We start from the raw sequence: 25,485 nt of genomic DNA, 5'->3' as shown, positions 1-25,485 counted from the left end.
ATCGTGACGCTTTTCCGAGAAACCCAAGGCTTCCTTGCCAAAAGCGGTGGATAAGATAGCGGGGGGTGGGAAAGTTTGCAGCGACAGCGCCGCCGAAGTCAAAACACGGTTTTTAGACCCGTGTGATTGCGACCCGGCGGTGCGACCAGCCTATCGTTTGTTTGCAACCACCAAAAAGTGTTGCGCAAGGGAGCCAGGCAGCTTGAGCGTTTTTGATGCCTTCTCCACTGGCTCGATCAATGCCTGGCAAAGGCCAGGCAAAAAGTGGCCTGGCCGAGGCAGATAACCGTAGGGGATCAGGTGCTCAACGGTGAAACCAGACGATACGAGCAATTCGTTAAATCGACTGGCGCTCAGCGTGTTGCGGAGTGTGCGTCCAAAAACCTGATTTAGCATCCGGCAAGCTACGCCAACTGGCGAGGTTGCGTTCATGTGTACGTTGGCCACAAGCCTGCCTTGGTCGTTCAGTTGGTCGTGTATCGCCGTCAGGGCCTCTCGTCGCAGAGAATCCTCGGCATTCAGGAAGAAACGAAATGCGGTTACAACGTCGAACGTTTCGCCGAGCGGGTCGACTGTCATATCGATGTGCCGCAGTTTCACATTGTCTGGGACCCGTGCACAGGCGAGCATAGCCCCGGAGACATCGACCCCCACCACCTCGTCAAACAGTTCGGCGGCTATGTTGGTGATGCGGCCGGTGCCGCACGCGAAGTCGAGGCACTTTCGGCCGGCACCACCCATGGGACCGAGAACGTCAACGAGAAGGGGCTTCTCAATTTTTGTCCACAGGGCGCCATAGTAGCCGGACTCGTGTGTCTTGTTGTAGTGCTCACCATAACCCAGGGCACAGTGGCTAATGCGATAATTATCCGAGACTTCATCCCCTTCCCGATCAGCCCGCCGATTCTGCCACACTCTGGCCTCAACAGCTCGGGGGCTCGTCTGAGGAACTTTCAAGACAGGTGTCTCAAACGTGCAGATTGCCGGGCCGGCCGCTGGTGCGACTTCAGTTGACTGCATTGGAGAGGCGCTTGGCTTGGACTGGATCTTCACGAAACCCTCCGTTCCATTTTGGTTGACGGTCGAACTTTGAGCCAGCGGCCTCCCCACGCGAGTCCGACACACTTGCTTACTGGATGGCCACGGCTTCGAGGTCACTGCTGAAGGTCGCCTCGATGGTATCTCCGGGCGCAACGACGGTATCCTCGTCGGCAGCCAGCTTTCGCCATTCCTGGCCGACCTTGCGAATGATCAACACCTTGGCGCGGATTGTTTCCCCAGCCATAGGCAAGGGTCGGGCCGACGCTCCGGATGGCTGCAGTTTCTGGCTTGCGGCGTGAAGTTTTGCGGTGTTGTCCGCCAAACGCCCATCTGTGTCCTTCAATTCGGTCAGAAGACCAATTTTCCGTTGGTTCTCAGCGCGTTGCAGCTGCCTTGCATAGTCATCTTCCTGGCGACGCGCCCTCATCAGTTCAACTGACGTCTGAAGAGCACCGCTTGACGACAGAAGCAAAGCTCGCCGAACGTCGGCGAGCCTGTTGTTGGTGAGGTTGCCCGATTCAAAGACCTTCGTAACCCTAGCCAGATCGTCTTGGTCTGCCTTGACGCCGTCGTTTTCGACCTGTTGACGCTTGAGCAGAACGTCGATCTGATCTGCCGTGTCTTTCTCGCCTTTTTCGAGATAGCTCTGCTCCGCCTGAAAATCGCTGATTGAAATCTTCAAGGCCTCCGCTTCAGCCCGCGCTATTGCGGTACCGACACTGGCAGGCAACGGTGATCCCTGCGGCAGGTGTTGGTCAAAGCTCGCCTCACCTTGCAGTTCGGCGCGAATTCGAGCGCCGTGAAAGTAGTCCTTGATATACTCGCCCCAAAGCGATTCATAGTCGCGGCGCAGATCAACCGGATCGGGTCCCGCTTGGCCTGCTCTTGAACGCAAAAGGCTTAATCCACCGGAAACGGCTATCGCCTGTCGAACTGTCATCAGCGGGCGATACGGCTGCTGCCCCGGAGTAAGGACATCGCCGGTGACATAGATTGGCCGATATTCCGCGATCACCGCGGTCACGTCGCTTGGCTTGATGATAATCATTTGCTCTCGCCCGTCCTGCAGCCGCGCGCGAAAAATCTTTGTCGGCAAGATTGTTTCCATGCGCGTCTGCAGTTGAGTCGGAGTAAGGCCGGCAACCGATACCACGCCAACTTCGGGAAGCGCGATCGTGCCGTCCATCTGGACCACGGCACGCTGAATTCGCTCAGGAATCGAAGCAATTCCTATTTCGACGACATCTCCTGGAGACAATTGATAGACAAGCGGGGCGTCTGCCGCAGCGACCTTTTGGGCGGCTGATACCGCGACGAGCGCGGCGAGTAGAATTCGCTTATCGAAGCCCATTTGCCACAATCTCCTTCTGGCTCGACGTGCCCGACACTGACCAATCGACACGGGTGACAAAATCGTGGACCGGGCCGCCCGGCGCGCCCCAATTGCTTGACCAGACAACCTGCGAGCCGTCTGGGGAGGGCGAGGCGTGTGTCTCGCTCCAGTAGTCGAAGACGACATTTCGCGTCTCCGCGATGCGACGAACATATCCACTGCCATCAGTGCGCAGCGCGATCACTTCCCTTGCGTAAGGCGCCCAATCGGGATGGTTTGACACTTCCGCCGGATCGCCGGCGTAGCTCAAGAATACCCAGCCCGGCCTATTCAAGGCCCGTAGAGACGCGTGCTGGGCTTCGCCGTATTTCATCAGTGAGGTGACCGCCCCATCCGAGATCCGCCGCTTGATGACTTGATACTTGTCCGGTTCCGATTTGCTGATGCCCACATAAATTTCGCTGCCATCGGCATCGACGGTCATATCGCCGTGACCAGGCCGATGATGCTCCGCCCATTTCTGGCGCAAGACACCGTCGACGGAGAAGATCATGATCTGGTCCGTCCCGTCTTCAAGGTTCTGAAAGCAAAGAACGTTGGTGCCTAGCGGAGAGATCGAGCAGGCGCGGTTGGCCCCAGCAAGTTGAGCAAGATCGATATCCTGGAACTTTCGCTGCCGCTTGAGATCGTAGGCGAAGGCCACCGTTTTGCCGTCCGCTCGAACCGCGCGCACGACTATGCGATTGCCATCCCGGCTAGGGTTGCCTTTGTTAGGGCCGAACTGAAGATTGCTATAGTTCGTCGCGTGAAAAATCACTTCCTCACGATTGGTGCGCGGCGTCCACCTGGAGATTGCCCTGCCCTCGACGCAGATCATCTGGCTCGGTTCCTGCGGGTTCCACTCGCATCCGCCCGATCGGTCCCGGTGGAAGAGCGGGGCGTAGGTGTGTCCGTCGAGGAAGCACATGCCACCGCAGCCGTTGCTGATGACAAGAAGGCTTTGGTCAGCGCTCCAGGCTTGGGCGCTCGAATAGCGATGACTGCAATACTTCCTTCCACACACGACTCCATTGCCAAGGTTTCCGGGTTTGGTAACGCGCGTGAAGCTGTTGCCCGATGCCGGATCTTGCGTTGACTGGAGATAGCCCGGCAGGTCTGCCGGCAACGACACTGTCGGTGGAATGACGTTTTGCGACCCGATCGCGACGTGTAGATCGATGGGTAAGGCCGCTGCAATTAACATCAGAGCCGATGCGTAACGGTGGCCGGAAGTCATGTCATGTAGCCCATTTCGCGACGTACCCGACCTTCGCTGAGACGCGACCGCCACCAATCAATTGTTCGCCCCAAGCCATCGCGAAGGCTGGTCTGCGCCCGCCAACCAGTCTCGCTTTCAAGACGCGTGGAATCAGCCAGCAAGGCGCGAACTTCTGAGTTTTGCGGCCGGAGACGACTTTCGTCTCGATGAACGGCCTTTTTGGAGCCGCTCAACTCAAGAACGAGATCCAGTACGTCCGAAACAGTCACGGCGCGCTGGCTCCCGGCATTGTAGGCATTGCCGAATTCGAGACCAGACAACCCTGCCGTAAGGAATGCCGCCGCTGTGTCTTCGACAAAGGTGAGGTCGCGGACCGGACTTGTATCGCCGACCATGATTGCCGGGCAATTTGGGTCCAAGGCCTGGCGGATGATGGTCGGCACGATCGCCCGTTCACTCTGACGTGGCCCGTATGTGTTAAAGGGCCGCATGATCACGACAGGAACATCGAAAGACCTGGCGTAGGACTGGGCCATCATGTCGGCGCCGATCTTCGATGCCGAATAAGGCGACTGTCCCTGCAGCGGATGCGTTTCGCCGATTGGCATCGTCAAGGCGGTGCCGTAGACCTCGCTAGTCGAGGTGTGAACGACGCGTTCCGTCTCCCACTGGCGAGCCGCCTCAAGTACGTTCACCGTGCCCAGGATGTTATTTTCCACATATGACTGAGCGGCTGCGTAAGAATATGGAATAGCAATGAGCGCGGCCAGATGAAAAACAATCGACTGACCTCGCATGATCCGGTTCAGGAAAGCGCTGTCGCGAACGTCGCCACGCACGAGCTTCAGCTGGCTTCGAACTGTGTCGGGCAAATCATCCAACCACCCGTGACTGTCAAAGGAATTGTATAGCGCAAGGGCAGTGACATCCGCGCCGTTGCGTACGAGTGCCTCGGTAAGATGAGACCCGATAAATCCATCCGCACCTGTCACCAGAACCTTCTTGCCCTTGTAGCTCATGACCAAGCATTTCCTCGTCCGACGTGAGACGCTGTCTTTTCGTTAGCATTCATATGTGAGCCGGCGGCGACGGCACCCGGCCGAGAACGGCCAGGCAGCCGCGCACAATCCAGACGATGTCCGAAGCGATCGTGCGCTGCGAATAATACGCGAGGTCGATCTTTGCCTTGGCAGGAAAGAGGACTTCCCGGTAAAACAGCAGCGGCTCCGCCGAGAGAGGATAGAAACGGGCCTCGTGGCGGAACAGGACCTGGGTTGGACCCAGCAACCCCGGTTTGTATTGGAGAATGGCCTTAAGCTCGCCCTGGAAACAGTCAGCGAAAGCCAGACTTTCTGGACGCGGTCCGACTATCGCCATCTCGCCTCTCAAAACGTTCCACAATTGCGGTAACTCGTCGAATTTTGTTGCGGCGAGCAGCCGACCTAGAGGCGTCATGCGGCTGTCACCTGCCATGGTCAATGCCAAGCCCTGAGCGCTGCATTTGGCAGCGAATTTGCGAAATTTGTACATGCGAAAGGGCCGTCCCCCGGCGCCAATGCGGATCTGCACAAACAAGATGGGTCGACCGCCTTCGAGCAGGATTCCTAAAGCGACTAGCATCATCAGCGGCGCCAGCACGATGCCTGCAACGCTTGCCACAACGAGATCGATCGCGCGCCTACCGAACCCATGCGCGTAGCTTGGGACCAAGCGCCCATGAAAGGATCGAACCGAGGCGTTCATGCGGCGGTACCCGTTTGTGCGCAGCGGTTGACCACGCGTGCCAGCGTGCCCACAACCGTTTCTATGACGGGGGCGGTGATCTGGGGATGCAGGGGAAGTGTCAACTCTCGGTGTGCAAAGTCCTCTGTTCGGGGCAAATGCGTTCCAGGAGAGAGCTCTCGATAGAAACTCATCTGATGCACCGGCGGATAGTGGACGGTGGTCTGTATCTCCTGGTCCCGCAATTCGTCGACGACGTCTTGCCGGTTAACGTCGCGCGGCAGAAGAATTGGCATGATATGGTAAGCCGACGTCCGCGGTTCACTGAATGGAATGGTCACGCCGGGACAATGCATGGCAACCAGGCGCCGGTAGAGGACGACGAGGATGCGCCTAATTTCGTTCCATTCCCGCAAGTTCTCCAATTGAACCAGTCCTATGGCGGCCCGCAGTTCGTCCATGCGGTAGTTGAATCCGAGCATGGTGACATCATACTGTGCCGTGCGGCTGTTCAGCCGCTGATGTGTCCCGGTTGTCATCCCGTGGCCGCGGGCTTGTCGAATCCGTGCCCGCAGGGCCGGATCTTGAGCAATGACAGCGCCTCCTTCTGCCGTTGTCATGTTCTTGTTGCCATAGAAGCTGAAAGCGGCAGCAGCGCCAAACGTGCCAACTTCTTTCAGGCCGGGCGCATGCGCGGCATCCTCTATTATATGTAATCCCCGAGCGCGGGCGAATGTCTGCCAATCTTCCCGGTTGGCGAGGTAGCCCGCAAAGTGAACGAGCACCACTGCCTTAGTGCGTGACGTGCACCGCGCTTCCGCTTCCACCATAGACATCAATGGGACGTCGACGGATTCGATGTCGACGAAGACTGGCGTGGCGCCCACATAGAGGACCGCATTCGCAGTCGCTACGAAGGTAAGCGACGGTACAAGCACTTCGTCGCCCGGGCCAATCCCGAGTCCGTGCAGTATCAGATGAAGGGCTGCGGTGCAGGAACTGACCGCAACGCAATCTTCCGCGTTGTGCATTCTGGCAAATGCCTCTTCGAAAGCCTGCACCCGCTCGCCCATAGTCAGCCAGCTGCTATCAATTACCTTTGTGAGCGCATTCTTCTCCGGCAAGCCCAGAATAGGGGCACTCACCAAAAGCATCATTACCTCCCGGATCTTTGTGGTCGTTATGCTGCGGCTGCGGCAACCTCTATCGAGGACGGCTGCTCTTCCCACGAAATTGCTTGAGCATTCTGGAAGTCGTCGACGCGGCCGATATCAAGCCAAACGCCATCATGTTTGTAGACATGGACGACCGTACCCTTTTGCATCATTTGCAGCATTAGATCGTCAAAACCGAATGGTATTCCTGATGGTATAAACATCAACACATCCGGATTCATGCAGTAAATACCCATGCTAACCAAGTGCGAAAGGGTCGGCTTCTCACGGAATACCTTTACGGTATTGTCGACTTCGTCAATGACGCCGAAGTCCATCTTGTGCAGGCGGCATGCGGTGGCGATTGTCACCGGGTCCTTGTGCATCCGATGCGCTGCAACAAACCGGCTCAGGCTCAAATCGGTGAGGACATCGCCGTTGAGCACGACAAACGGTTCGGTAAGTTCATCTCTAATCAAGGACAGAGGCCCAATGGTGCCGAGCGGCTCCATTTCCTGGGTGTACTTGATCTTAAGATTCCATTGTGAGCCATCACCGCAAACGCTTCGGATCAAATGGCCGAGATAGCCAGTCGTGATATAGATTTCTTCAATGCCATTGCGCCGTAGCCATTTCAAAAGCAACTCAAGAACGGGCCGGGCACCGATCGGCATGAGCGGCTTCGGCAAGACCGACGTGAAGGGCCGAAGACGGGTTCCCATTCCACCGCATTGAATTACCGCTTTCATCCGAACCTCCCTGAATCATACGCCCGAACGCCATCGCCACGGGTCGTTCTTTACGCTAGCGTCCAGGAATCGCGCCTTCTATTCCGTTAGGAATTTAAGGTCCGGTGAGGCTTCTGTGATCCTCACCCGCGCCAATCCAGAACATCGTGGGGGAACGCTATCGTGATCGTCGGGTAGATGTCGTCGTGCATTTGAATGGTACCGAGGCAACGGTTCTGGTGTTGAATGAGCCGGCAAAAGGCGTCACCTCGGCCGACGCCGGAACGAACCCATAAGGCGGTGCGAAAAAAACCAGGGCATTTTCCAATCACATGCTAAAATATGGAGGGGTGGAATGTGCAGCAATGGGGCGCTGCGGTTTGAAGTAGATCGATGAGTGGGGTCGCTTCAAGGCTCGTCACCGATCGGCGTAGCTCTGTGGGAAGTGAGATTGCGAGAGCCGAGTAAGCGTTGGGATAGTCGAATGTATCGAATCGTTATCGCCGATGATCACGGCCTGTATCGCCGCGGGCTGAGGCTCGCTCTGATGGCAGGCATTCCGGGTGTCGAGATTTTCGAGGCAGCATGCTTTGACGCAGTTGTCAGGTTGCTGGAAGAGCAAGCATCCATCGATCTTGCGATCCTGGACCTGAACATGCCTGGCCTATTCAACCAGGAAGTGCTTGGCGACGTTCTCGTTGCCCACCCTGACACACGCTTTGCAATTGTGTCCGGCAATGATTCACGCGCCGAGATCCTCACCGCTTTGTCGATCGGTCTTCACGGCTACATCGTCAAATCCCTAAACGACGAGGAAGTCGTGCTCGCCGTTAATGAGATCCTGGCCGGCCGAATATATGTTCCAGCGCTGCTGTCTCGAACATCTGCCGGGCCTGCGCCGCTGCCACTCCAATCATCGGAGAAACGCACGAACGCCGATAATCTGGCCAGGCTGACCGCCCGACAGAAGGAGGTGTTGAAGCTGATGGCGGAAGGATATTCGAACAAGGAGATTGCTCGCCATTTGGAAATTGCCGAAGCGACGACCAAAATCCATGCCGGCGCTGTCCTGCGCGAACTGGGAGCGCGAAATCGGACAGAAGCGGCCCTCATGCTCCAAACCTGGCTGTCGAAGAACGTGAGTTAGGATTCGATTTCCTTGCGTGAAAGCCGCAGCGAATATCGCAGGCCTCGCTCCAATATTTCCAACTTTGGCGAGTGACCTACAAGAGGCGCCCCGTCCAAGCCGATTATCATGGAACCGAAACCGCGACGCACGGCGGTTGACGTTTGCCGTTGTCCGGATTCAAACCAGTTGAAAACAATGTCGCTCGAAGCGTCTTCGGACTCATAAGCCCATTGGACCTCAAGTTGACCCCGTGAACCGCCCAGCGCGCCGTATTTGACGGAATTGGTCGAAAGCTCATGAAGGATCATTGCAAAGCTCTCGGCCGGTCCTGCTGGCATCATAACCGCTGGACCGGTGATCTTGATGTCGTGCGTGTCCATGTAAGGCCGCAATTCCTGCGTGACGAAATCATGGAGCAGCGCCGACGAACCGGCATGGCGTGAAAGGAGTAGATGCGTCACCTCAAGTGCGCGGATCCGATCGAGGAGGGTCTGCTTGTATAGAGCAACATCGTTGCCAGGCGCCTTGACGATCTTCACCAGGGCCATGATGACAGGGAACAGATTGCTGAGCCGATGACGCTGCTCGAGCATCAGACGCTCCCTTTTTTTTGCGGCGGCGCGCAAAAGCGTGGTTTGCCGACGCTCGGTTAAATCGGCAGCAACCCCGACTCGCACGGCACGTGAATCCTGTATTTCCTCTCGCCCACGCAGAGCAATCCAGCGCATATTCCCGTCCTCTGCCCGTCGAACGCGAATCTCGGCGTCATAATTCATGCTTGTCGCGTGCCTCGTCGAGGATGCGAGTTTTGGCCAGTCTGCCGGATGTACGACCCCGGCAAGCTCCTCCAGGCGACGAACGGCGCCTGGCGGCATGCCCAAGATGTCCCAGAATTTGGCCGAACCGGTCACCGTCGCGTCTTGGCGATCAATCCGCCACGTGCCAAGACGTCCGGCAGAGAGGGCGAGATCAAGCCATTCCTTCTGAGCCCGAAGGGCTTCTCGTGCGGACCTTCGTTCCGATATGTCGTCGACAACCACGAATACGCTTCTCGAAGGAACACCATCGGACGCGGCCGAAGACAGAGTGAGCCGGGTCCAGAATGTCGTTCCGTCTTTTTTTGACAAACGGACCTCCGAACTTGATGAAGACCCATCTGCATCTAAGCGCTCCAATGTCGCTCCGAAGGCATCTCTATCGTCAGGATGGACCAGTTCGCTGAGCCGCAATCGTGCAAGCTCTCCCTCGCTGTAGCCGGTCATTTCGCATAGGCGCGGGTTGGATTGCAGTAACTCACCGCTTTGATTGGTGTTTGCGAAGCCCATAGCGGCGTGCTGAAAAGCCCAACGATAGCGGCTCTCCACCGCCTCGACCGCCGCGAGGCGTGCCTCCGCAACTTCAACCGCCGCGTGCAAGTCCTGGCTTAGGCGGTGGAATGTAAGCACGGTTGTCCAACCCGACAACAGAAGCAGAATCGCCCGAGTCCAATCGGCTGCCGGGATTTGGCCGACCAGAAGCCCGCGAGCCGACATACCGGCGGCCGCCATCAAAAGTGTCGCAACGAGTGCCGCTGCGCGACCTTCAAGATAAACGATGATAATAATGGCCGGAATAAAGGCGATAAATGTGGCGTCTTGACCCACTTTTGCTGCGCCCGTTACTTCGACTGTTATCGAAGTAACCAGCACCGCTAGAGAAGCTAAGTGAGTCAGCGGCGAGCGAGCCCCGTTCGGATTCGCAGTGCGCTGATGCCAATTCATAGGCCAGACTACGTCCTTCTGACTAGATCGTTCAGACTAAGCCACAAATGATTGCCTAGTGCCAATGCTGGATTGCCTAGCCTTGATACCCGGCTAGAATCAATCGGAAGAGTTAAGAACGCTGCATCCATTGAATGTGGCGCAGAGTTCCCGAGGCTCGGCTTCTCTGAAAAAACATCGCGCTATCGAAGAGAGTTCGAGTGATCTGTGATGTGCCTACTTCATTAGGCAAGTTAGTTGGGGCAGGAAAATGACGCTCGTTGACAGACGGAACGATCCCGTTGTGAGCCTTCGAACCATTCCGTGGAGGAACCAACATGCTCGCAACGCCTATATACCGCACCGTCCCGCAGCATCCGCCTTCGATCGACCGGAAGGAAAAATCAACGAAAGCAAGCGAAGAAGCATGGAATCAATTGCCGGTATGCTTGACCGGATCGGCTGTGGTTATCTCCTGCTCGACGGCCAGAAGAAGGTAGTCGAATGGAACGCCGCCGCGCAAGATACCTTCGAGCGGCAAGGTGAGGCAGCCGCTACCGCCACTGAGCTTGCCGCCGCGCTCAAGCGGCTCGTTGCCGGAGTTCCGATCCGCTTGCTTCCGGGTTCATTGTCGTGGGTAGTTATTCACTCTCGGGGCGACCGGCCGGTGATACTTAACGAAGGAGGCGCTGTCGCGCCGGACGGAACGAGTATCGTCGCCTTAATGGATCGTGGGTACAGGTCGGTGGCCAATCCTCAAACCTTGCAAAGGATGTTCGGACTGACAAGCGCCGAAACGCAACTTGCGCTTCGCTTGGCTCAAGGCGATGCGCCTTTGGAGATCGCCCGCAGTTGGCGTCTAAGCCGGACTACAATTCGGTCTCAACTCGCGTCATTGTTCGCCAAAACCGAGACGAGCCGACAAGGGGAATTGGTGGCTCTTCTTTCTCGCATTTCGGTTTTGCCCTGATAATCGCCGGCGTCGTCTCCGATCCAAGGGGCATAGATTGCGATTTGGTCAACGCAGATCGCCAAAGGGACATTCGAGATGATCGAGCCAAATTCCGCAGGTCAAGAGGCTGCCGAGAATTTACCCGATGTGGCGTCTCTTTCCGCAATCGAGGGGTTTGCCCGAGCGCGTTCGGACCAAGCTCTGCTCGGCCTTGCGCGCGCCGGCCCGATTGTCGTCACAGGGGCTGCGGGTTTCATTGGCTTTCATGCCGCCCGACGGCTCTTGCACCATGGCGTCAATGTTATAGGCGTTGACAACTTCAACCCATATTACGATCCACGGCTGAAGGAAGCGCGTTTCGAACTTCTTAGTGCCGAGCCTGGGTTTAGCGCGGTTCGGATCGATCTGTCCGACCGTGGACGTGTTGAATCGCTGTTTTCCGATTTTCGTCCCTCTCACGTCGTGCACCTCGCCGCCCAAGCTGGCGTTCGTCATTCACTCGTCGATCCCCATGCCTATGTCCAGTCGAACGTTGTGGCCTTCCTAAACGTTTTGGAGGGCTGCAGGCATGCTGGTATCGAACATCTGGTCTACGCATCGTCGAGCTCAGTTTACGGCGCCAATCGTACGATTCCGTTTTCCGAACATCACGGCGCCAATCATCCCTTGAGCCTTTATGCCGCAACCAAACGTTCAAATGAGTGCATGGCGCATTCATACAGCCATCTGTTCGGTTTGCCGGTCACTGGACTGCGTTTCTTCACGGTCTACGGCCCTTGGGGGAGGCCCGACATGGCTGTTTATGCATTCACGCATGCCATTGCACAGGGTCGAACGATCGACGTAGCGAATGCGGGACGCGCCTGGCGGGACTTTACCTACATTGACGACATCGTCGAAGGCGTGATTCGAGTGCTTGCGGCGCCGCCATCCCCCAATTTGAATTGGGATAGCTGCGAACCTGACGCCGCCACCAGTTCGGCGCCATATCGGGTCTACAACATTGGCAACGACCGACCCGAGGAGATCAATCGGCTGATCGCCATAATCGAGGCCGCCCTTGGACGCCGGGCGCTACGCGTCGACGTGCCACTGCCTGCCGGCGACGTTTTGGAAACGCGTGCCGATGTCAGCGATCTCCGCCGCGCTGTCGGTTTCGCACCCTCGACAACGCTAGTTGACGGAGTGTCCCACTTCGTCAAATGGTATCGCGAATTCCATGAAACTTGCGCGGCCTGATAGGCTAGAGTATCAGTCTTGGTCAAGGAATGTCTGCCGCCCATTTTCGGTCGTCGCTGATGAGCGCGTTTGAACGACAAGCTTTTGCATGGTTGCTATTATGGCGAGCCTAGGCAAGGTCAGGGCAACGTGACGCGCTTCATCACGCCCATGCTGCGGTCTACAGTTGCTCTTTAAGTTGTCTTGTCAGCGCAAGAAACGATACCGTACCAGCTTACCGAGCCCGTCTGGCTTGAGCGATGTCAGCGCAAACACGAGCCCAGGCAGGATCTTCAGCCGCTTGCTAATGTAGATAGCCATGGCCGTGTTCCACACGGCCAGGGCAACTGCGACACCCACTGCCGCTCCGATTGGACCATATATCGCCACGCCCACGGCACAAGCTATGACGTTGGCTGTCGCACCAGCGATCATGGTGGAAGCGGCAGCCCACTCGTTTCCCGTCATCGTGAGCAGATTCTGCTGAGGTCCGCATAGCGCCACGAAGAAGTAGCCAAAAATCAGCACGCGCGCGATCGGAGCGCCGGCCACGAACCCCTCTCCGAAGAAGCCCAACAAAGGCTTTACTATTACGAGCAGAGGAATTGCCACTACAATGGCGCCCCCGAGGGAAAGCAGGGTAGCGCGCGCAAAGAGCTGTTGCAGTCCTTGTCGATCGCGGCGAGCAAACAGATCGGCTGCGGTGGGCGAAAACATCGTACCGACGGCGATACGCGAGAGGCCCACAAGGAGTGCAACGTTCAAGGCCAAGGCGAAAACCCCAGCTTCGCGGATGTGATCGGTCCAACCCAGCACCATCACTCCAGCTCTGCTAACAAATACGTCAAGCCCGGTAATGAGCGTCAGCGGCGGGACCGAGGACCACCACTCCTTGGCGGCATAGCTGGCGTGTGCGAGGCGCAAACCAGGCGGCTGAATCCTGGCAGCCGTAAGAAACACTAGTGCGACCGTCATCACTGAGCTCATCACTACCGTCAACATCACGAGGGGCGCGTCCACAGCGCGAAGTCCGGACTTGGCGGCAATCCCGACCAGTATGACCAGGAGACCGTCGCGCACGATCCGTTCGGGCAGCAGGGCCGATACAACGCCGCCATAGGCCCTTACCAGGGTCGCCCCCAACGCATAGGCGGTAATCAGCGGCACCGCTGCCATCCCCAAGAAGTTGCTAACTACAAGACCTTTCTGCGAATGATCCGAATAGAAGAATATCAACGTGGCGCCGAGCAGACCAAGCAGCGTCGCCGTCGTCAGCGACCATCGCAGGGCGAAGGCGATTACACCTTTTGCCAGATCAAGCCGCCCGTTGGCCCGATAAGCTGGCACAAAACGCAACAATGAAACGTTGAACCCAAGCGTTGCCAGGTAGGCCAGCACCGAGGTCCACGCCAGCACGTACGAATAAATGCCGTAATTGCGAGGGCCGATGAGCCGCGCAATCAATAATTGCGCCACGCTGGTGAGGCCGGCCCCGGCGATATAGATCAACAGGGCAAAGAGGCTCGCCTGGGCAAGGTGCCAACCAACGTCTTGCTTGGGAAGCAAAACCGCCTTTACGCGATCGGCTGCATTGGATCGCGGGTGTTGTGAACCTGCAACGACAGCTGACGCTGACGTCGCATGTGCATCGCGAGCAAGGCTGCTGGCCGCGAGGTCGGGTGCCTCCTTTTTCGGGCCTGCTACCGCTGCGATGCTGTCTGTTCGCGGAATTGCTGAAAGGATTTCCTGCTCGACGCGGCGGAAACCTTCCGCCGTGGCTTGGTCGTTGAGAGTGTCAACTGAAACTACCTTTCGACCGGACGCCAGAAGAATGCTGTCTATCGCTTGGAAAACGCCGAAAGAGCGCATGTTAATTTCAGGGTCTGCTTCGAATACGCGCTCCGCGGGCAGTTCGCGGGTGATTCTTTGGCGCAAACGCGTCTCAACCACCTCATAAGGCATGGCGATCCTGATTGTGAGATCGGCAGGCGGCGTTAGACTGAGCACCTTGGCAAGCAATGTGCTGTCGGCGGCTCCGTTGAACATCGCCAAAGAGCCGACCGCCTGCACGTAGCCTTGATCGAATATTACTATATCAGGCGCCTGCCTTGCCTGGCGCCAGCTACGCGACAGGTGCAATATGTATTGCCATAGACGAGCACGCCAGAACCGGTTTCCAGGCGGGATCAACCTCACCATCGATGAGGCCGTAGCAAGGTCTTCCTTTCTTCCCTTGGACGACGCCAATATCCTTGCTGTGGAGACCATCGCGGCCAACACACGGAAGACAAACAAGCGTGCCCCCAGGAAGTACGAATTGCCCGCCGCTTCGCTGGGTCTATAGCTGAGCGTTACGTTTGCTCGATATCCCGAATGACGCAGCCGGCGAGCAAGCGCGTGAGCGAACGTCGTTTTGCCCGATCCTGGAGGTCCGAAGATTTCAATGATCATGTGTGGATCAAACCCAATCTGACGATACGCTTCCACGGATTCCAAGACAGTGCTGGCAGGGGATGTTGGCGAGGCACATCATGTCTTCTCGACGAGGAGATCGGCGCCGTCCTCAAACCGATAACGCGCATGCTTCTTGAGATTGACCTGGGTGAGGACGCTTCCCATCGGAACGGACGCAGCCGCGCCGCTCTGGAGGAGATCCACAACAGCGCGCGCGAGACTTCGCGGTGTCTTGGCCCAACGAACAGTCAGCAGAACAGTGTCTGCCCAATGCGTCAGAAGTCTTGTTTCCGGGCCACCAAGGTCCAATGGCCCATTCACAATGATGGCGGCGTAAATCGAGCGGAGTTCATCGGCGAATTGACAACTATCGGCTGTCGACAGCTGAGCCAACAGGTCATCCCCAACTCGCGGTGCGACTATCAGGTCAACACCAAGCGCCGGGATTTTTGCGATTGCATCCTGCAAGGTGCAGCGCCCACTCACATAGTCCCCAAAAGAACCACTGGCATCCACATTCTTGAATTCCTCGCGGAACTCGGTCGTGAGCCGTGTGTTCTTGCGCTCAAGGTCCAGCAAGAGCACCCTGCCTCCCAGACGCGTCGCGGCCAGCGCCAGACTCCAGGCAAGTTCGGTCTTTTCATCCCCCCGGATGCTGGAGGTGACGAGGAGCAAATGCGGTGGGCGGCCTCTCCCTTGAGTCGGCACTACGGTGACGAGAAGGGACATGACAGCGCGACTAAGCGCCGAGCTCTGTTGACCAAGAACCATGTCGCGCAATTCCCTTGCATGCAGTCTGCGTACTTTAGGAAGAAGCCCCACGCATGGAATGTCGAGCGCCATTTCGGCCTCGGCTTCGCTGCGCAGAGTCTTGTTGAAGTGATTGCGTGCCAGAACGAAGACCGCGCCCAGCAGACCGAACACAATCATTCCGGGGGGGATCAGGAAAATCGGCGGGAGTGTTTTCGGCGCCGACGGTGGCCATGCCGCCGAGAGGATCGCGACTCCAGGCGATGGCGCTGCGATGCGGTGTATCAAATCCTGCTGCCGGCCCAAGAGATCGTTGTAGTGTTGGGTTGCGATTGCGACCTGAGGCTCGAGTGCTCGCAAGCCGGAAAGCCGACTAGCGGTATCGGCAACGACCGCATCGAGAACGGCCTTGCGCGCCTCCAGGGCTGCGATCTGGGCGCTATAAACATTCGTGTCCGAATCAAGACGAGCGGTTTCTTGTTCGATCTGACCATCAATAGCGGTTGGGTCGGCTTTGCCGTTGATCAGGTCGTTCAATACCGGCGACCCAAGTTCGGCCGCTACCGTCGAGGCCGACGCCCCAGCCTTCTGCAGATCCTGGATGTGATGAAGACGCGTTTGGGTAGCGGAGAAATTGGCTTTCGAGAGAGCAATCTGCCTGCTGAGTTCCGCTGTCTCATCGGCCGCGTTGTTCGCCGCAGCTTGATCGACACCACCGTGGGTAAGCCGGTATGTCTCCAGACGATCGGTTGCGTCAACCAGGTCTTTTTGCAGGCGTGGCAGACTGGCGACTATCGAGTCGAGTTCTTGTTGATCCGACGCGCGATGTTGCTGAACGAGATCTTGTATATAGACTTGTGCGATCGTGTTTGCGACAATTGCGGCCCGTACGGGGTCGGTGTCGGTGTAACCAATGCTAATGACTCGCGAATGCAACTCTTGACCGACCCTCATTCGATTACGCAGGGCTTCCAGTTTTGGAGCATCCAACGCCTCCGGGTTATTCGGGCCGCTGCTGGTGCGCGGCCAAAGCCTGTTCATCATGTCGCTTAGAAACCCACTCGAGTGATGCTGGTCGGGCAGCAGCGGATCAAAACCGGACTTTCCAGCGCCGTTGGCGGCCGCCGTTTTGCCGAGCGCCGCCAGTACGTGGCGTAAATTGGCTTGTGAGGATAGCATGGTCAGATGATCATCAATGCTCGAATCCAGCAAATCTTGAACCGACTGTGTTGCGCCAGCAGCTGCATTCCTGTTTGGAGCGTCAATGATGACCTGCGTCGTTCCCTCGAACTGCATGGGACGAGCAATGCCCGCGAGTCCCGCCATGACGCCGCCGAAAATGGCTATGGCGAGCACGAACCACTTTCTTCTGGCGATGACAGTGACGAGTTGATGGAACGGGGTTGGCGTATCGATGCGCTCACGCAGCTTGCGCCTCCTGAGCGTGTTCGTGTCGCTTGCAGGCAGAGCGATCTGCTTGGCTCGCACAATCCGGTTGGCTACAGAACCTTCCATCTCATACCCCTGTAAGTTCAATTTCGTGAGACAGGCGCGATATGGGCGCCGGCCTGAAGGCCTCTTGGCGCCAAGCCTGGAACATCAATACCGGCCACAAGTCGCGAGCATGATCCTGATGTCCATTGAGGTGGGCGCACCACGTTGCGTCCACCCGTGCCAGATCAAGGATTCCATCATCATGCACGCGGGCGTCGGCGAGTAGATCAGAGGCCCAAGCCCGCAGAGGCCCTTTGAGCCAAGCGCTGATCGGAACGTCAAATCCTTGCTTCGGCCTGTCGGTCAAACGCTGCGGCACATATCGGCCCAGCAGCTGGCGAAGGATCCACTTGCCTCTGCCGTGGCGAACCTTCGCCTTGTTGGGGAGCCGCCAGGCGAATTCGACGACGCGATGATCGAGAATGGGGCATCGTCCCTCTAGACCGCAGGCCATGCTGGCGCGGTCGAGCTTCACCAGTATATCGCCCGGCAGATAGCCGGTCGTGTCGTTGAACAGGAGACGTGACAGCAAGTCGTCGAGCTGTGGTGCGGCGAGATGCGAGGCGGATCGGTCACGCCGGAGAAGTGTTCCGGTGGACGATTCCGTGAGCCGCCAAATCAATTCACTCTCGCTGGACGCTCCCAGCAAACGGGCAAGGCGATGAAGCCGATCACTTCGCAACGCATGCCCCACATCAGTCGGGAGTGGCAAGGCGCGGATGAAGTCCTGGCCGGCGGCACCGGCGAGGAATCCCGCCCCGGCCGCCAACATCCAACGCACTGGACGTGGCAAGTTTTGCTGTCTTTTGAGCCGTCCCGCCAGGAAGTGCCTCGAATAACCTGCGAAGCATTCGTCGCCACCGTCCCCTGATAGCGCCACCGTGACATGTTGGCGTGCCAGCCGTGACACCAGAAGCGTTGCAATTTGGGATTCATCCGCGAACGGTTCGTCCCAGACTCGCGGCAGTTCCGGAATGACGTCACGCATGGCAGCAGGCGAAAGGTGAAGTTCTGCATGATCCGTGCCGAGATACCGGGCAACCGCGGCGGCATGGGGAGCCTCGTCAAATCCGCTCTCGTCGAAAGCAATCGTGAACGTGCGGACGGGCCTGGAAGACTGCGCCTGCATCAGGGCGACGACGGTTGAGCTATCTATTCCGCCCGAAAGGAAGGCGCCTAGCGGCACGTCGGCGACCATACGTTCGCGCACCGCAACGCGGAGCAGTTGATCCAGTTCCGTTGTCAATTCCTCATCGGGGCCGGCGATCGGCTCCCGCCGCGCGGTCACCGCGACTTCGGCCAACGACCACCAGCGGCGGACGCGTCCTTCCAGAGAGCCGACGCTGCGGCATTCGACAACATCTGCCGCAGACACGGATAGGATCGCGCCGGGGGACAGCTTGAACACCCCGCGCCAGATGCAACTGTCATCGGGCACCCATCCCTTTGACAGCATGGCCGTGGCCGCGCCGACATCGAGTTCGAGCGAGAAGCCGGGGAAACATTTGATCGCCTTCAACTCGGACGCGAAGATCAAGGCATCGTGCGTCTGTGCGATGTAGAGTGGCTTCTTACCCATTCGGTCACGAGCAAGGTGCAGGGTGCGCGTCTGTCGATCCCAAAGGCCCAATGCGAACATCCCGACAAAGCGTGCAAGGGCCGCTTCGACGCCCCACGTCTCGATCGCACACAGCATCACTTCGGTATCGCTGGAGCCGCGGAAACAGTGGCCCGCACTTTCCAAAACACGCCGCAGGTCACGAAAATTGTAGATCTCGCCGTTGAACGTAATGACATACCGTTCAGTCGCGGATTGCATTGGCTGGCGCCCTGCATCCGAAAGGTCGACAATGGCCAGTCGTCGGTGACCGAAGGCGATTCCGCCGTCCCGGTCCATCCATAAACCCTCGCCATCGGGCCCACGATGGCGAAGGGCCGTGGTCATTTGCCTTATCTCCCTGAGCGATCTCGCATCGGCGGCATCTGACGCGAGGAGAATTCCGGCTATCGCACACATAGGGTAGTGTCCTCGCTGAGGTGATGCAGCCGAGCCGCCTGAGGCGTTCGAGCGACAAGGCAAAGAGAGAGCGCGAACCAGACGATGGGATGGCGGATGATGAGATGCGGAATTCCGAAGACCACGATAGACACCGCTAGAGCGACCAGAGCATCGGATCTCGCTCGCCACGCCGCCAGGGCTGCGCAGGTGACAATCCACGCCAAGGCCAGGACCGCGACAAGGCCGCCCTGCGTGTAAAGGTCCAGGATGGTGCTGTGGGCCTCGAAGGGTCGCGGCAGGAACTGCAAATCCGTAATTGGCGGGCGTTCCAGATGTGGTCCAGGGCCAAGGCCCAGCGATCCCGATCTCACGCCCTTGTCCAAGGCCTCGCTCCAGAGGAACAGACGCAGCGCTGCGGTTTCGGCGGTCGCATCTCCGCCCTTATCCTTGGTGAGGCTCTTGGCGAACTCCGCGGCGCTGCTGACTTCAGTCAGAGCATAAGGTGTCATCGCCATCGCCAAGGGCACACAGCCTATCAAGAAAACGAGACCGATCTGCCGCGAAAGTCTGGGCTTTTCGCCCTTGGACATAAGCCAGTTCCGGCCCCTCAGGCCAAGAAATATCAAACAGGTCAGGATTGTTGCATAAAGGTACGTGTCGCTTTTGGTGAGCCTTCCAAGATAGAAGGTCGGGATCAGACTGCAGAGCCCAAGTAAACGACCCCATCGACCGTCGGTGGTCATTGCCAGATGTAGCGCGAGCGGGCCAAATAATGCGCAATACAGCGCGAGTTGGTTCGGGTTGTCGGACCAACCGCAAAAGCGATCCCAGTACCATGGATCGATGCCAAACTGGTGAACCCAACCCCACGCAAGCCCTACTTGCCAGATAAAACCCGCAGTCGCGATTGCCACGACCCACCAGCCAATGCGGCGCAGACGTTGCGCCGCGTCCGGTTCCGCAACGGTGAGGCATGTGATGGCGATCAACAGAATGTATGCGAACGTATCGTGCAGCAGCGGATCCAGCACCAGCACCGTCGTGAAATAACCGACAATGGCGCCTATACCCACAGCGAGTGCCAGGATCAGCCAGAATATCGTGAACCGGGTCAGCGCAGGGGAGCTTTCCAAGCGTCCACCTGCGAGAAGTCGACCTACCGAAAGCGCGATCCAAAGCGTTAGGAACAATTCGGCGTAGCCCGTCGACAAACCAGGAATGACAAGCTGCGTGGCATATGACATGACAATGCCGCAGGCTAGGATGGCGTCGCGGATCATTGTCGAGCCCCGTCCAGTTGACGGCTTCCCGAAGCCTTTGCCAGCAAAACAGTGGGAGTTGACCGCGAAAGAGTGCCGTGCGCGCTTGCGAGGACGTTTTTGTACAGATCGCAATACTGATCGACGACCCCCGCGAGTGCGAACCGCTCCCTGACAAAATCCACGGAACGACTACCCATGAGTCTGCCGCGGTCGGGATCGGACAGAATGTCGATTATCCTGGACGCAAGTGCATTCACGTCGCGTGGTGGAACGAGATAGCCGTTCCATCCGTCTTCTATCACGTCATTGCAGCCTGGCATCCGTGAGGCCACGACCGGCAATCCTGCCAATCCCGCTTCCAGCAAGACGCGCGGAACCCCTTCCCGATATTGCGTGGGAAATGCGAACACATCCGCCATGCCAAGAAGCGCCGGAACGTCCCGCCTTGCGCCCAAGGCGATTACGTGAGGAGCGCAGCGGTCAATATCTGACTTCCTGACTGCGAATGGGCCCTCGGAATCCCGCGGACCGACAAGCACGAAACGCGCTTTCGGCCTTTGTGTCAGGATACGCGGGATGGCTTCAAGGAGCGTTGGAATTCCCTTGTGACGGGTCAGACGGCCGACAAATATGACAATTTCCGCCGACTCAAGGCCAAGCTTCTCTCGCATCGTGGCGGCCGAAGGACCGCGGTGCCTTGCCGTTGCGAATCCTTCTACATCGATGCCAGAACTTCGGATCAGCCTTCCCTCGCCGCGTCCAAGCAGCCGGTAGCGCTCGAAGAAGACCTGGTCATCCCGGTTTTGAAACACGGTTGCGGCAGTCCAAAACGAGGCGAGACCTTGAAGACCGCAAAAGACGGGACGCAGCGCGAGCGCCCTGGGTTCGCGTGAGGAGAATGTCCAACCAAGCCCATTGATCGTGCGAATGACGGGAACCTGCCCGCGTACGGCTAGCGGCGTCAACAGGTTGGGCTTGGTGTCGAAACTCTGGATAATGTCTGGCCGCAGTTCGATCAGCAATTTGCGAATTGCTTTCATTTCACCCAATTCCCCGCTGCCTTTGGCAAAGCGGTCGAAAGACAATCGACGATGCGGAATCCCATGCGGCACAAACGCGTTCCCATCGTCACTGGAAACGGCAGTGACGCGGAAGCCCCGTTCGCGCACTGCCAATAGGAACGGGATTCTCAGGGGGTGATCCTCGCCACCCACACACGCCAGATGCGGCTTCATCCTGCCTCTCCCGCGCGTGCGCGACGGTTCAAGCATACGATGTGATGCCCGTTTGGATTTGTCCTCATCGCCCGCTTGATCGCTTTCATCGGCTAGCACCCAACCCCACGCTAGGGGCAGGCCGTCCCAATGTCCTCGTCTGTTTGAATGAAGCACATTGCGTCCGCAGGACACGGCATGCAAAACGATGCCACTTTGATGATGCCAGCAATACCAACCGCTGGAGCAGGACAAATGGAATCGATGAGAGTCGCCACCTCGCTACCGAGGCGAAAGCGATCTTGCTCGGCCGGCACGCCGCGGTGGAAAATGAGGGCCGGAATCCTATTTGACCAAGACACAGGTCCCGAGGAGCAAGCAACGCCTCGCCGCTACCTACAATCTTGGCTTACGTCCATATTGATGGACTAAATTTGCGAAATCTGCGCCGCCGGCACTTCACGCCGCTTCGGCTGGAAGGTTCGTGGTGGATGGGGGGCTGGTTTAAGTGTCCTACAAATTGATGCGACCGGACGCACAAAGGTACCTCGGCCAAGCGTCGCACGACACTTACTTCGAATACACCCAAACACCGAGAAGCCGTGGACTTGCTTGAAATTCTATGAAAGTCGACCGGCAGAGCTGCCGCTGGAGGACATGACAGGGAGCGTAAGCCTTGCCAGGAGGCAAGGCCAGAGGCTCTCTACAGTACCAAGAAAGATGATGCCGAGAGCGACATATGGGGAGAAACCGTAGCGAACTGGACTTGATGTGCGCTGCCAACTCCATCGCTGTCGTACGAAAGCGCGCCAGTCGTGCTGTTGTAAATGACGTGCTCGGCGCTGCTATGCGCACCTGTGCCGATGTGGAATGCCGCCGGAGGCAGGGCGCCCGCATGCAATCCGGCAAACACCGCATGGTCGAGCTGGATCTTGTCGCGTGCTACATTGAAGTCAGTAACCTTCGCGACATTGGCTGCGCCGAGGGCGGAATTGAAAACGAAAACGTCCGCGCCGCCGTGCCCTGTCAAGACATCCCGGCCTCCGGCGCCGCTGATGATGTTGTCACCGGCATTGCCCTGGATGGTCTGGCCGAACGCGTTGCCCGTGAGGTTGATCGCCCCTTTGCCGGCCGCATTCGTCGTTGCGAGGTGCTCGATTTGCGATCCTGCCGACAACGCATAACTCACAGAGGCCAGCACTGTATCGTTACCGCCGCGCGCCACCTCGATCGCCCGGTCGCCTGCATTGTTGACATGATATGTGTCATTGCCTCCCTGCCCGATCATAGTGTCGGCGCCAGTCGTCCCATGAAAGACATCCGATCTGCCAGTGCCTTTGAATGTGTGAACGGCAGGCTGTATGGCGACACCATCAGGCTGCGTCGCCACCGCGTCGACACTTTGATTATGCTGCAGGAAAAAAGCCCTCAGCGCTGGCGAGGCTCCCAAAGCTGTGTCGCCTTGCTGAGAACCCCAAGCATAGGCATAGTCGAAGGCTGGTGAGGGAACCAACTTCGCCCAGTGGTCCATCATGGTCTGCTCCTGGGAGGCCGACGGAAGCACATATTTCCCATCGGTGTCGGTGATCCAAGTGCCGCCCCCAAATGTCTGATAGACCGGAACGATTTTACTCGCCGGGATGCCTGCAGCCTCCGCCGCAGCGACCGTTTTATCGATCATATTGTAATCGGTCGTGCTTGTTCCCGTCCGAACCGGATAGGGTGATAATCCGTAATAGTCGATGTGGGTGTTGGCTGGGTTGTAGGTGTTCGAAAAGTCCGGATTTGCCGACGATCCCATGTTCATCATTGTGATGAAGGTCTTGGCGCCCGGAAAATGGGAGTGGATCCAGTCTGATTCGGCTTTCAGGTTCGCCGCGCTCGCGTATGTATGCCATTTGCCCGTGGGGTCGGGTTCATCAAGCAGGAAGAATCCAAACACCTTGGAGTTGCCTATGAACGGAGTGACTTTGTCGATAAAAGACGTTGTTGTCCCGCCTGCCTCATTCAGCCAAACTAGGCCCTTCATGCCGGTAGGCAGGGCATTGACTTGGGCAACCGATTGAACGTCAGCGAGGTTGAACCCGGCGGCGGCAATGTCGGCGCCCGACCCACCCGATGTATAATGAAGAATAGGCATCTGATTCCCTCATCTGATTTGATAGCGCCCGACACCTGCCTACAAGAACCGAAACGTTAGGGCAAAATCAAATAGCACCTCTGCCTGATAGAATCCTTGATCAGCATCGCCATGGAATCGTCGAAAGTTGATGGTGCGCCGCTTGAGTTGATGAGAATGCATCCAACGTTTCTAGCCAAATGCGTATGGCACCAAATCCTTTGAACCGCCCGGCCCGAAAACGACTCGACGTGCCCGACGGGAACAGAACGAATGGACTTGACGTGTTTGGAATTGGCTATGTCCAGGCGGCAATGCTTGCCGAGGTGGTTACCAGGATGCTCTGCCTCGACATCGACACAAGGAAGGTGGAGCGGCTCAATCCGGACTTCCTCCCGATCTTGGAACCGGGCCTTGAAAGCATCGCGAGGCAGAATCACGCAGCCGACCGCGTCAACTTCACCACGGATGGCCGTCGTCAACGTGCGCGAATCGACCATGACGCGCGAATCCGACATCGTGCTGCCGACGCTGGCGGGGCCTGAGATCGGCGTCGCCTCGACCAAGGCTTTTACTTGCCAGCTCTCAGTACTGGCCTGGCTCGCCGTGCAGGCGGGCGTGGCACGCGGCACGATCTCGAAAGAGCAGGAGAAAATCCTGGTGCGGGAGCTCTCCGAAGCGCCGCGCTATGCCAACCAGGTGCTGAAGCTCGAAGAGCAGATCGAGCGGGTCGCGCGTGAGATATCGCGCTACTCCGATGTGCTCTACCTCGGCCGCGACACCAATTTCCCGCTGGCCATGGAAGGCGCGCTAAAACTCAAGGAAATCTCCTACATCCATGCCGAGGGCTATGCCGCGGGCGAGTTGAAGCACGGGCCGATCGCGCTGATCGACGAGAACATGCCGGTGATCGTGATTGCGCCGCACGATCGCATCTTCGAGAAAACCGTGTCGAACATGCAGGAAGTGGCGGCTCGCGGCGGCAAGATCATCCTGATCACCGACGCCAAGGGCGCGGCACAGGTGAGCGTGAAGACGATGGAGACCATCGTGCTTCCGGATGTGCCGGAAATCATCTCGCCGATCATCTACGCGCTGCCGATCCAGATGCTCGCCTATTTCGCCGCCGTGTTCATGGGCACCGACGTCGATCAGCCGCGCAATCTGGCGAAATCGGTGACGGTGGAATAGGCTGAACAAAACCGAAAGTGACGTGCGAGAGAGGCAATCATCCCTATTTATTTCATTTGCCGGATAACCTTATTAGCCGAGCGCCGTATCTTTCCTATACTCTTCATCTTCGGCAAAGCAGTACACAAATACATTGCCCGATAGCTCATCGGTCACCTGAATCCATTCCCGTCCCCATTTTCGCACAGTGAAGCGTCGACCGCTCAAGGTGGACGCCGCGGCGCGCGGTGTAGAAGCCTCAATCCTGCTGGCCCGCACAGCACGTTTCCCCCGCATTTCCTCAACCAGATAAACGGGCATCAGAAGCCCCCCAACCGTGACCAATTTCAACGCCGGCTAATGGGTTAGGTTCCAACACACCTGGTCCGATCTGCATCTGGACGACTGAATTCTACGCTGGACACCTATCTGTCAGGAAGGAAGCAAGCGTCTGGAGGCGCTTACTCGCGGAAAATGGCACCACGCAAAGGAGAAACGCGATGCGCGAGGCGTCGTTGATGGCGACATGGATGAATTCCCAGCCGACGCCGCGGCTGTCGGACTGGCCCTTGCGATCGCCTGCGATGCTGGCGAAACGCCAACCTCATGCGCGGTATGGATTCCGACGACCTCGGTGCGCCGCTTGATCTCGCCGTTGAGGCGCTCGATCGTATTCGTCGAGTGGAGCTTGGCGCGATGTTCCTTCGGGAAGGTCATGTAGGCCAGCACGTCGGGCTCGGCGTCGTCCA

At 57.9% G+C, this 25,485-nt stretch carries 19 protein-coding genes and 2 pseudogenes; 5 read left to right on the top strand and 16 right to left on the bottom strand.

Annotated elements, in window-relative coordinates; genetic code table 11:
• Nucleotides 1-150: 150 nt before the first annotated feature.
• The 7 genes from LB543_RS30780 to LB543_RS30750 all read right to left on the bottom strand — a co-directional run bounded on the left by LB543_RS30780 (nucleotide 151) and on the right by LB543_RS30750 (nucleotide 7,257).
• Nucleotides 151-1,053: a class I SAM-dependent methyltransferase gene (locus LB543_RS30780; RefSeq protein WP_224598651.1), complete on the bottom strand. Its 903-nt coding sequence runs from the start codon at nucleotides 1,051-1,053 to the stop codon at nucleotides 151-153.
• Between the two features lie 76 nt (nucleotides 1,054-1,129).
• Nucleotides 1,130-2,392 (bottom strand): polysaccharide biosynthesis/export family protein, encoded by a 1,263-nt coding sequence (locus tag LB543_RS30775; protein WP_224598654.1) that lies wholly within the window; start codon nucleotides 2,390-2,392, stop codon nucleotides 1,130-1,132.
• On the bottom strand, nucleotides 2,379-3,650 hold the full coding sequence (locus LB543_RS30770) for a hypothetical protein (RefSeq protein WP_224598657.1): 1,272 nt from the start codon (nucleotides 3,648-3,650) through the stop codon (nucleotides 2,379-2,381). The genes LB543_RS30775 and LB543_RS30770 overlap by 14 nt, the downstream gene beginning before the upstream one ends.
• Complete coding sequence (locus LB543_RS30765) at nucleotides 3,647-4,651, bottom strand: SDR family NAD(P)-dependent oxidoreductase (RefSeq protein WP_140764241.1); 1,005 nt, start codon at nucleotides 4,649-4,651, stop codon at nucleotides 3,647-3,649. Before LB543_RS30765 ends, LB543_RS30770 begins: the two co-directional genes overlap by 4 nt.
• Before the next feature lie 49 nt (nucleotides 4,652-4,700).
• Entirely contained in the window at nucleotides 4,701-5,375 is a 675-nt protein-coding gene (locus LB543_RS30760; protein ID WP_140813614.1) for a sugar transferase, read from the bottom strand.
• Complete coding sequence (locus tag LB543_RS30755) at nucleotides 5,372-6,508, bottom strand: DegT/DnrJ/EryC1/StrS family aminotransferase (protein ID WP_140764264.1); 1,137 nt, start codon at nucleotides 6,506-6,508, stop codon at nucleotides 5,372-5,374. The genes LB543_RS30760 and LB543_RS30755 overlap by 4 nt, the downstream gene beginning before the upstream one ends.
• 26 nt (nucleotides 6,509-6,534) lie before the next feature.
• Nucleotides 6,535-7,257, bottom strand: a complete 723-nt coding sequence (locus tag LB543_RS30750) for an NDP-sugar synthase (protein ID WP_140764235.1) — start codon at nucleotides 7,255-7,257, stop codon at nucleotides 6,535-6,537.
• Between the two features lie 463 nt (nucleotides 7,258-7,720).
• Between LB543_RS30750 and LB543_RS30745 the strand changes: the two genes are divergently transcribed.
• Nucleotides 7,721-8,383 carry a LuxR C-terminal-related transcriptional regulator gene (locus LB543_RS30745; RefSeq protein ID WP_140764232.1) on the top strand — a complete coding sequence of 221 codons (663 nt, stop codon included), beginning with the start codon at nucleotides 7,721-7,723 and terminating at the stop codon, nucleotides 8,381-8,383.
• On the opposite strand, the gene LB543_RS30740 is transcribed toward LB543_RS30745, so the two are convergent.
• Entirely contained in the window at nucleotides 8,380-10,125 is a 1,746-nt protein-coding gene (locus LB543_RS30740; protein WP_140764229.1) for a sensor histidine kinase, read from the bottom strand. The genes LB543_RS30745 and LB543_RS30740 overlap by 4 nt on opposite strands.
• A 250-nt stretch (nucleotides 10,126-10,375) precedes the next feature.
• On the opposite strand from LB543_RS30740, the gene LB543_RS30735 reads away from it, so the two are divergent.
• Together LB543_RS30735 and LB543_RS30730 are read left to right on the top strand one after the other, a co-directional pair.
• A complete protein-coding gene (locus LB543_RS30735) occupies nucleotides 10,376-11,074 on the top strand; it encodes a helix-turn-helix transcriptional regulator (protein WP_140764226.1) in 699 nt (232 codons plus the stop codon).
• Between the two features lie 78 nt (nucleotides 11,075-11,152).
• Nucleotides 11,153-12,295 carry an NAD-dependent epimerase gene (locus LB543_RS30730; RefSeq protein WP_140813615.1) on the top strand — a complete coding sequence of 381 codons (1,143 nt, stop codon included), beginning with the start codon at nucleotides 11,153-11,155 and terminating at the stop codon, nucleotides 12,293-12,295.
• Nucleotides 12,296-12,481: 186 nt separating this feature from the next.
• Here LB543_RS30730 and LB543_RS30725 read toward each other — a convergent pair whose 3' ends face one another.
• The 6 genes from LB543_RS30725 to LB543_RS30700 all read right to left on the bottom strand — a co-directional run bounded on the left by LB543_RS30725 (nucleotide 12,482) and on the right by LB543_RS30700 (nucleotide 23,587).
• Complete coding sequence (locus LB543_RS30725) at nucleotides 12,482-14,761, bottom strand: oligosaccharide flippase family protein (protein ID WP_224598669.1); 2,280 nt, start codon at nucleotides 14,759-14,761, stop codon at nucleotides 12,482-12,484.
• Nucleotides 14,762-14,803: 42 nt separating this feature from the next.
• Nucleotides 14,804-16,993, bottom strand: coding sequence for a GumC family protein (locus LB543_RS30720; RefSeq protein ID WP_224616878.1), 2,190 nt, complete (start codon nucleotides 16,991-16,993; stop codon nucleotides 14,804-14,806).
• A 1-nt stretch (nucleotide 16,994) separates the two neighbouring features.
• Nucleotides 16,995-18,989 carry an asparagine synthase (glutamine-hydrolyzing) gene (asnB, locus tag LB543_RS30715; RefSeq protein WP_224616876.1) on the bottom strand — a complete coding sequence of 665 codons (1,995 nt, stop codon included), beginning with the start codon at nucleotides 18,987-18,989 and terminating at the stop codon, nucleotides 16,995-16,997.
• On the bottom strand, nucleotides 18,977-20,251 hold the full coding sequence (locus tag LB543_RS30710; RefSeq protein ID WP_140764214.1) for an O-antigen ligase family protein: 1,275 nt from the start codon (nucleotides 20,249-20,251) through the stop codon (nucleotides 18,977-18,979). Before LB543_RS30710 ends, asnB begins: the two co-directional genes overlap by 13 nt.
• A complete protein-coding gene (locus LB543_RS30705) occupies nucleotides 20,248-21,468 on the bottom strand; it encodes a glycosyltransferase family 4 protein (RefSeq protein WP_140764211.1) in 1,221 nt (406 codons plus the stop codon). Before LB543_RS30705 ends, LB543_RS30710 begins: the two co-directional genes overlap by 4 nt.
• A gap of 682 nt (nucleotides 21,469-22,150) precedes the next feature.
• Nucleotides 22,151-23,587: a calcium-binding protein gene (locus LB543_RS30700; protein WP_140764208.1), complete on the bottom strand. Its 1,437-nt coding sequence runs from the start codon at nucleotides 23,585-23,587 to the stop codon at nucleotides 22,151-22,153.
• Between the two features lie 179 nt (nucleotides 23,588-23,766).
• On the opposite strand from LB543_RS30700, the gene LB543_RS34105 reads away from it, so the two are divergent.
• Both LB543_RS34105 and LB543_RS30690 read left to right on the top strand, forming a co-directional pair.
• Entirely contained in the window at nucleotides 23,767-24,111 is a 345-nt protein-coding gene (locus LB543_RS34105) for a hypothetical protein (protein ID WP_318013021.1), read from the top strand.
• A pseudogene (locus tag LB543_RS30690) lies at nucleotides 24,038-24,757 on the top strand (SIS domain-containing protein); the annotation flags it as partial. The gene LB543_RS34105 and the pseudogene LB543_RS30690, both read left to right, overlap by 74 nt.
• A gap of 72 nt (nucleotides 24,758-24,829) precedes the next feature.
• Here the strand turns inward: LB543_RS30690 and LB543_RS30685 are convergent.
• Both LB543_RS30685 and LB543_RS30680 read right to left on the bottom strand, forming a co-directional pair.
• Nucleotides 24,830-25,057 (bottom strand): hypothetical protein, encoded by a 228-nt coding sequence (locus tag LB543_RS30685; RefSeq protein WP_140764205.1) that lies wholly within the window; start codon nucleotides 25,055-25,057, stop codon nucleotides 24,830-24,832.
• 297 nt (nucleotides 25,058-25,354) lie between these two features.
• Nucleotides 25,355-25,485 (bottom strand): annotated as a pseudogene (locus LB543_RS30680) (transposase); the annotation flags it as partial.

The sequence above is a fragment of the Mesorhizobium sp. ESP7-2 genome (genome assembly GCF_020164715.1).
Lineage (GTDB): Bacteria > Pseudomonadota > Alphaproteobacteria > Rhizobiales > Rhizobiaceae > Mesorhizobium.
The sequence above is the reverse complement of the archived record's forward strand: the minus strand, read 5'-3'. Positions and strand labels throughout refer to the sequence as shown.

Excerpts from the sequence above, each read along its gene's own strand:
- LB543_RS30710 (WP_140764214.1), bottom strand. The coding sequence starts at position 20,251 with ATGATCCGCGACGCCATCCTAGCCTGCGGCATTGTCATGTCATATGCC.
- LB543_RS30765 (WP_140764241.1), bottom strand. The coding sequence starts at position 4,651 with ATGAGCTACAAGGGCAAGAAGGTTCTGGTGACAGGTGCGGATGGATTT.
- LB543_RS30760 (WP_140813614.1), bottom strand. The coding sequence starts at position 5,375 with ATGAACGCCTCGGTTCGATCCTTTCATGGGCGCTTGGTCCCAAGCTAC.
- LB543_RS30730 (WP_140813615.1), top strand. The coding sequence starts at position 11,153 with ATGATCGAGCCAAATTCCGCAGGTCAAGAGGCTGCCGAGAATTTACCC.
- LB543_RS30685 (WP_140764205.1), bottom strand. The coding sequence starts at position 25,057 with ATGCCCGTTTATCTGGTTGAGGAAATGCGGGGGAAACGTGCTGTGCGG.
- LB543_RS30750 (WP_140764235.1), bottom strand. The coding sequence starts at position 7,257 with ATGAAAGCGGTAATTCAATGCGGTGGAATGGGAACCCGTCTTCGGCCC.
- LB543_RS30775 (WP_224598654.1), bottom strand. The coding sequence starts at position 2,392 with ATGGGCTTCGATAAGCGAATTCTACTCGCCGCGCTCGTCGCGGTATCA.
- LB543_RS30755 (WP_140764264.1), bottom strand. The coding sequence starts at position 6,508 with ATGCTTTTGGTGAGTGCCCCTATTCTGGGCTTGCCGGAGAAGAATGCG.
- LB543_RS30735 (WP_140764226.1), top strand. The coding sequence starts at position 10,376 with ATGACGCTCGTTGACAGACGGAACGATCCCGTTGTGAGCCTTCGAACC.
- LB543_RS30700 (WP_140764208.1), bottom strand. The coding sequence starts at position 23,587 with ATGCCTATTCTTCATTATACATCGGGTGGGTCGGGCGCCGACATTGCC.
- LB543_RS30720 (WP_224616878.1), bottom strand. The coding sequence starts at position 16,993 with ATGGAAGGTTCTGTAGCCAACCGGATTGTGCGAGCCAAGCAGATCGCT.
- LB543_RS30745 (WP_140764232.1), top strand. The coding sequence starts at position 7,721 with ATGTATCGAATCGTTATCGCCGATGATCACGGCCTGTATCGCCGCGGG.
- LB543_RS30705 (WP_140764211.1), bottom strand. The coding sequence starts at position 21,468 with ATGAAGCCGCATCTGGCGTGTGTGGGTGGCGAGGATCACCCCCTGAGA.
- LB543_RS30740 (WP_140764229.1), bottom strand. The coding sequence starts at position 10,125 with ATGAATTGGCATCAGCGCACTGCGAATCCGAACGGGGCTCGCTCGCCG.
- LB543_RS34105 (WP_318013021.1), top strand. The coding sequence starts at position 23,767 with ATGCGTATGGCACCAAATCCTTTGAACCGCCCGGCCCGAAAACGACTC.
- LB543_RS30770 (WP_224598657.1), bottom strand. The coding sequence starts at position 3,650 with ATGACTTCCGGCCACCGTTACGCATCGGCTCTGATGTTAATTGCAGCG.
- asnB (WP_224616876.1), bottom strand. The coding sequence starts at position 18,989 with ATGTGTGCGATAGCCGGAATTCTCCTCGCGTCAGATGCCGCCGATGCG.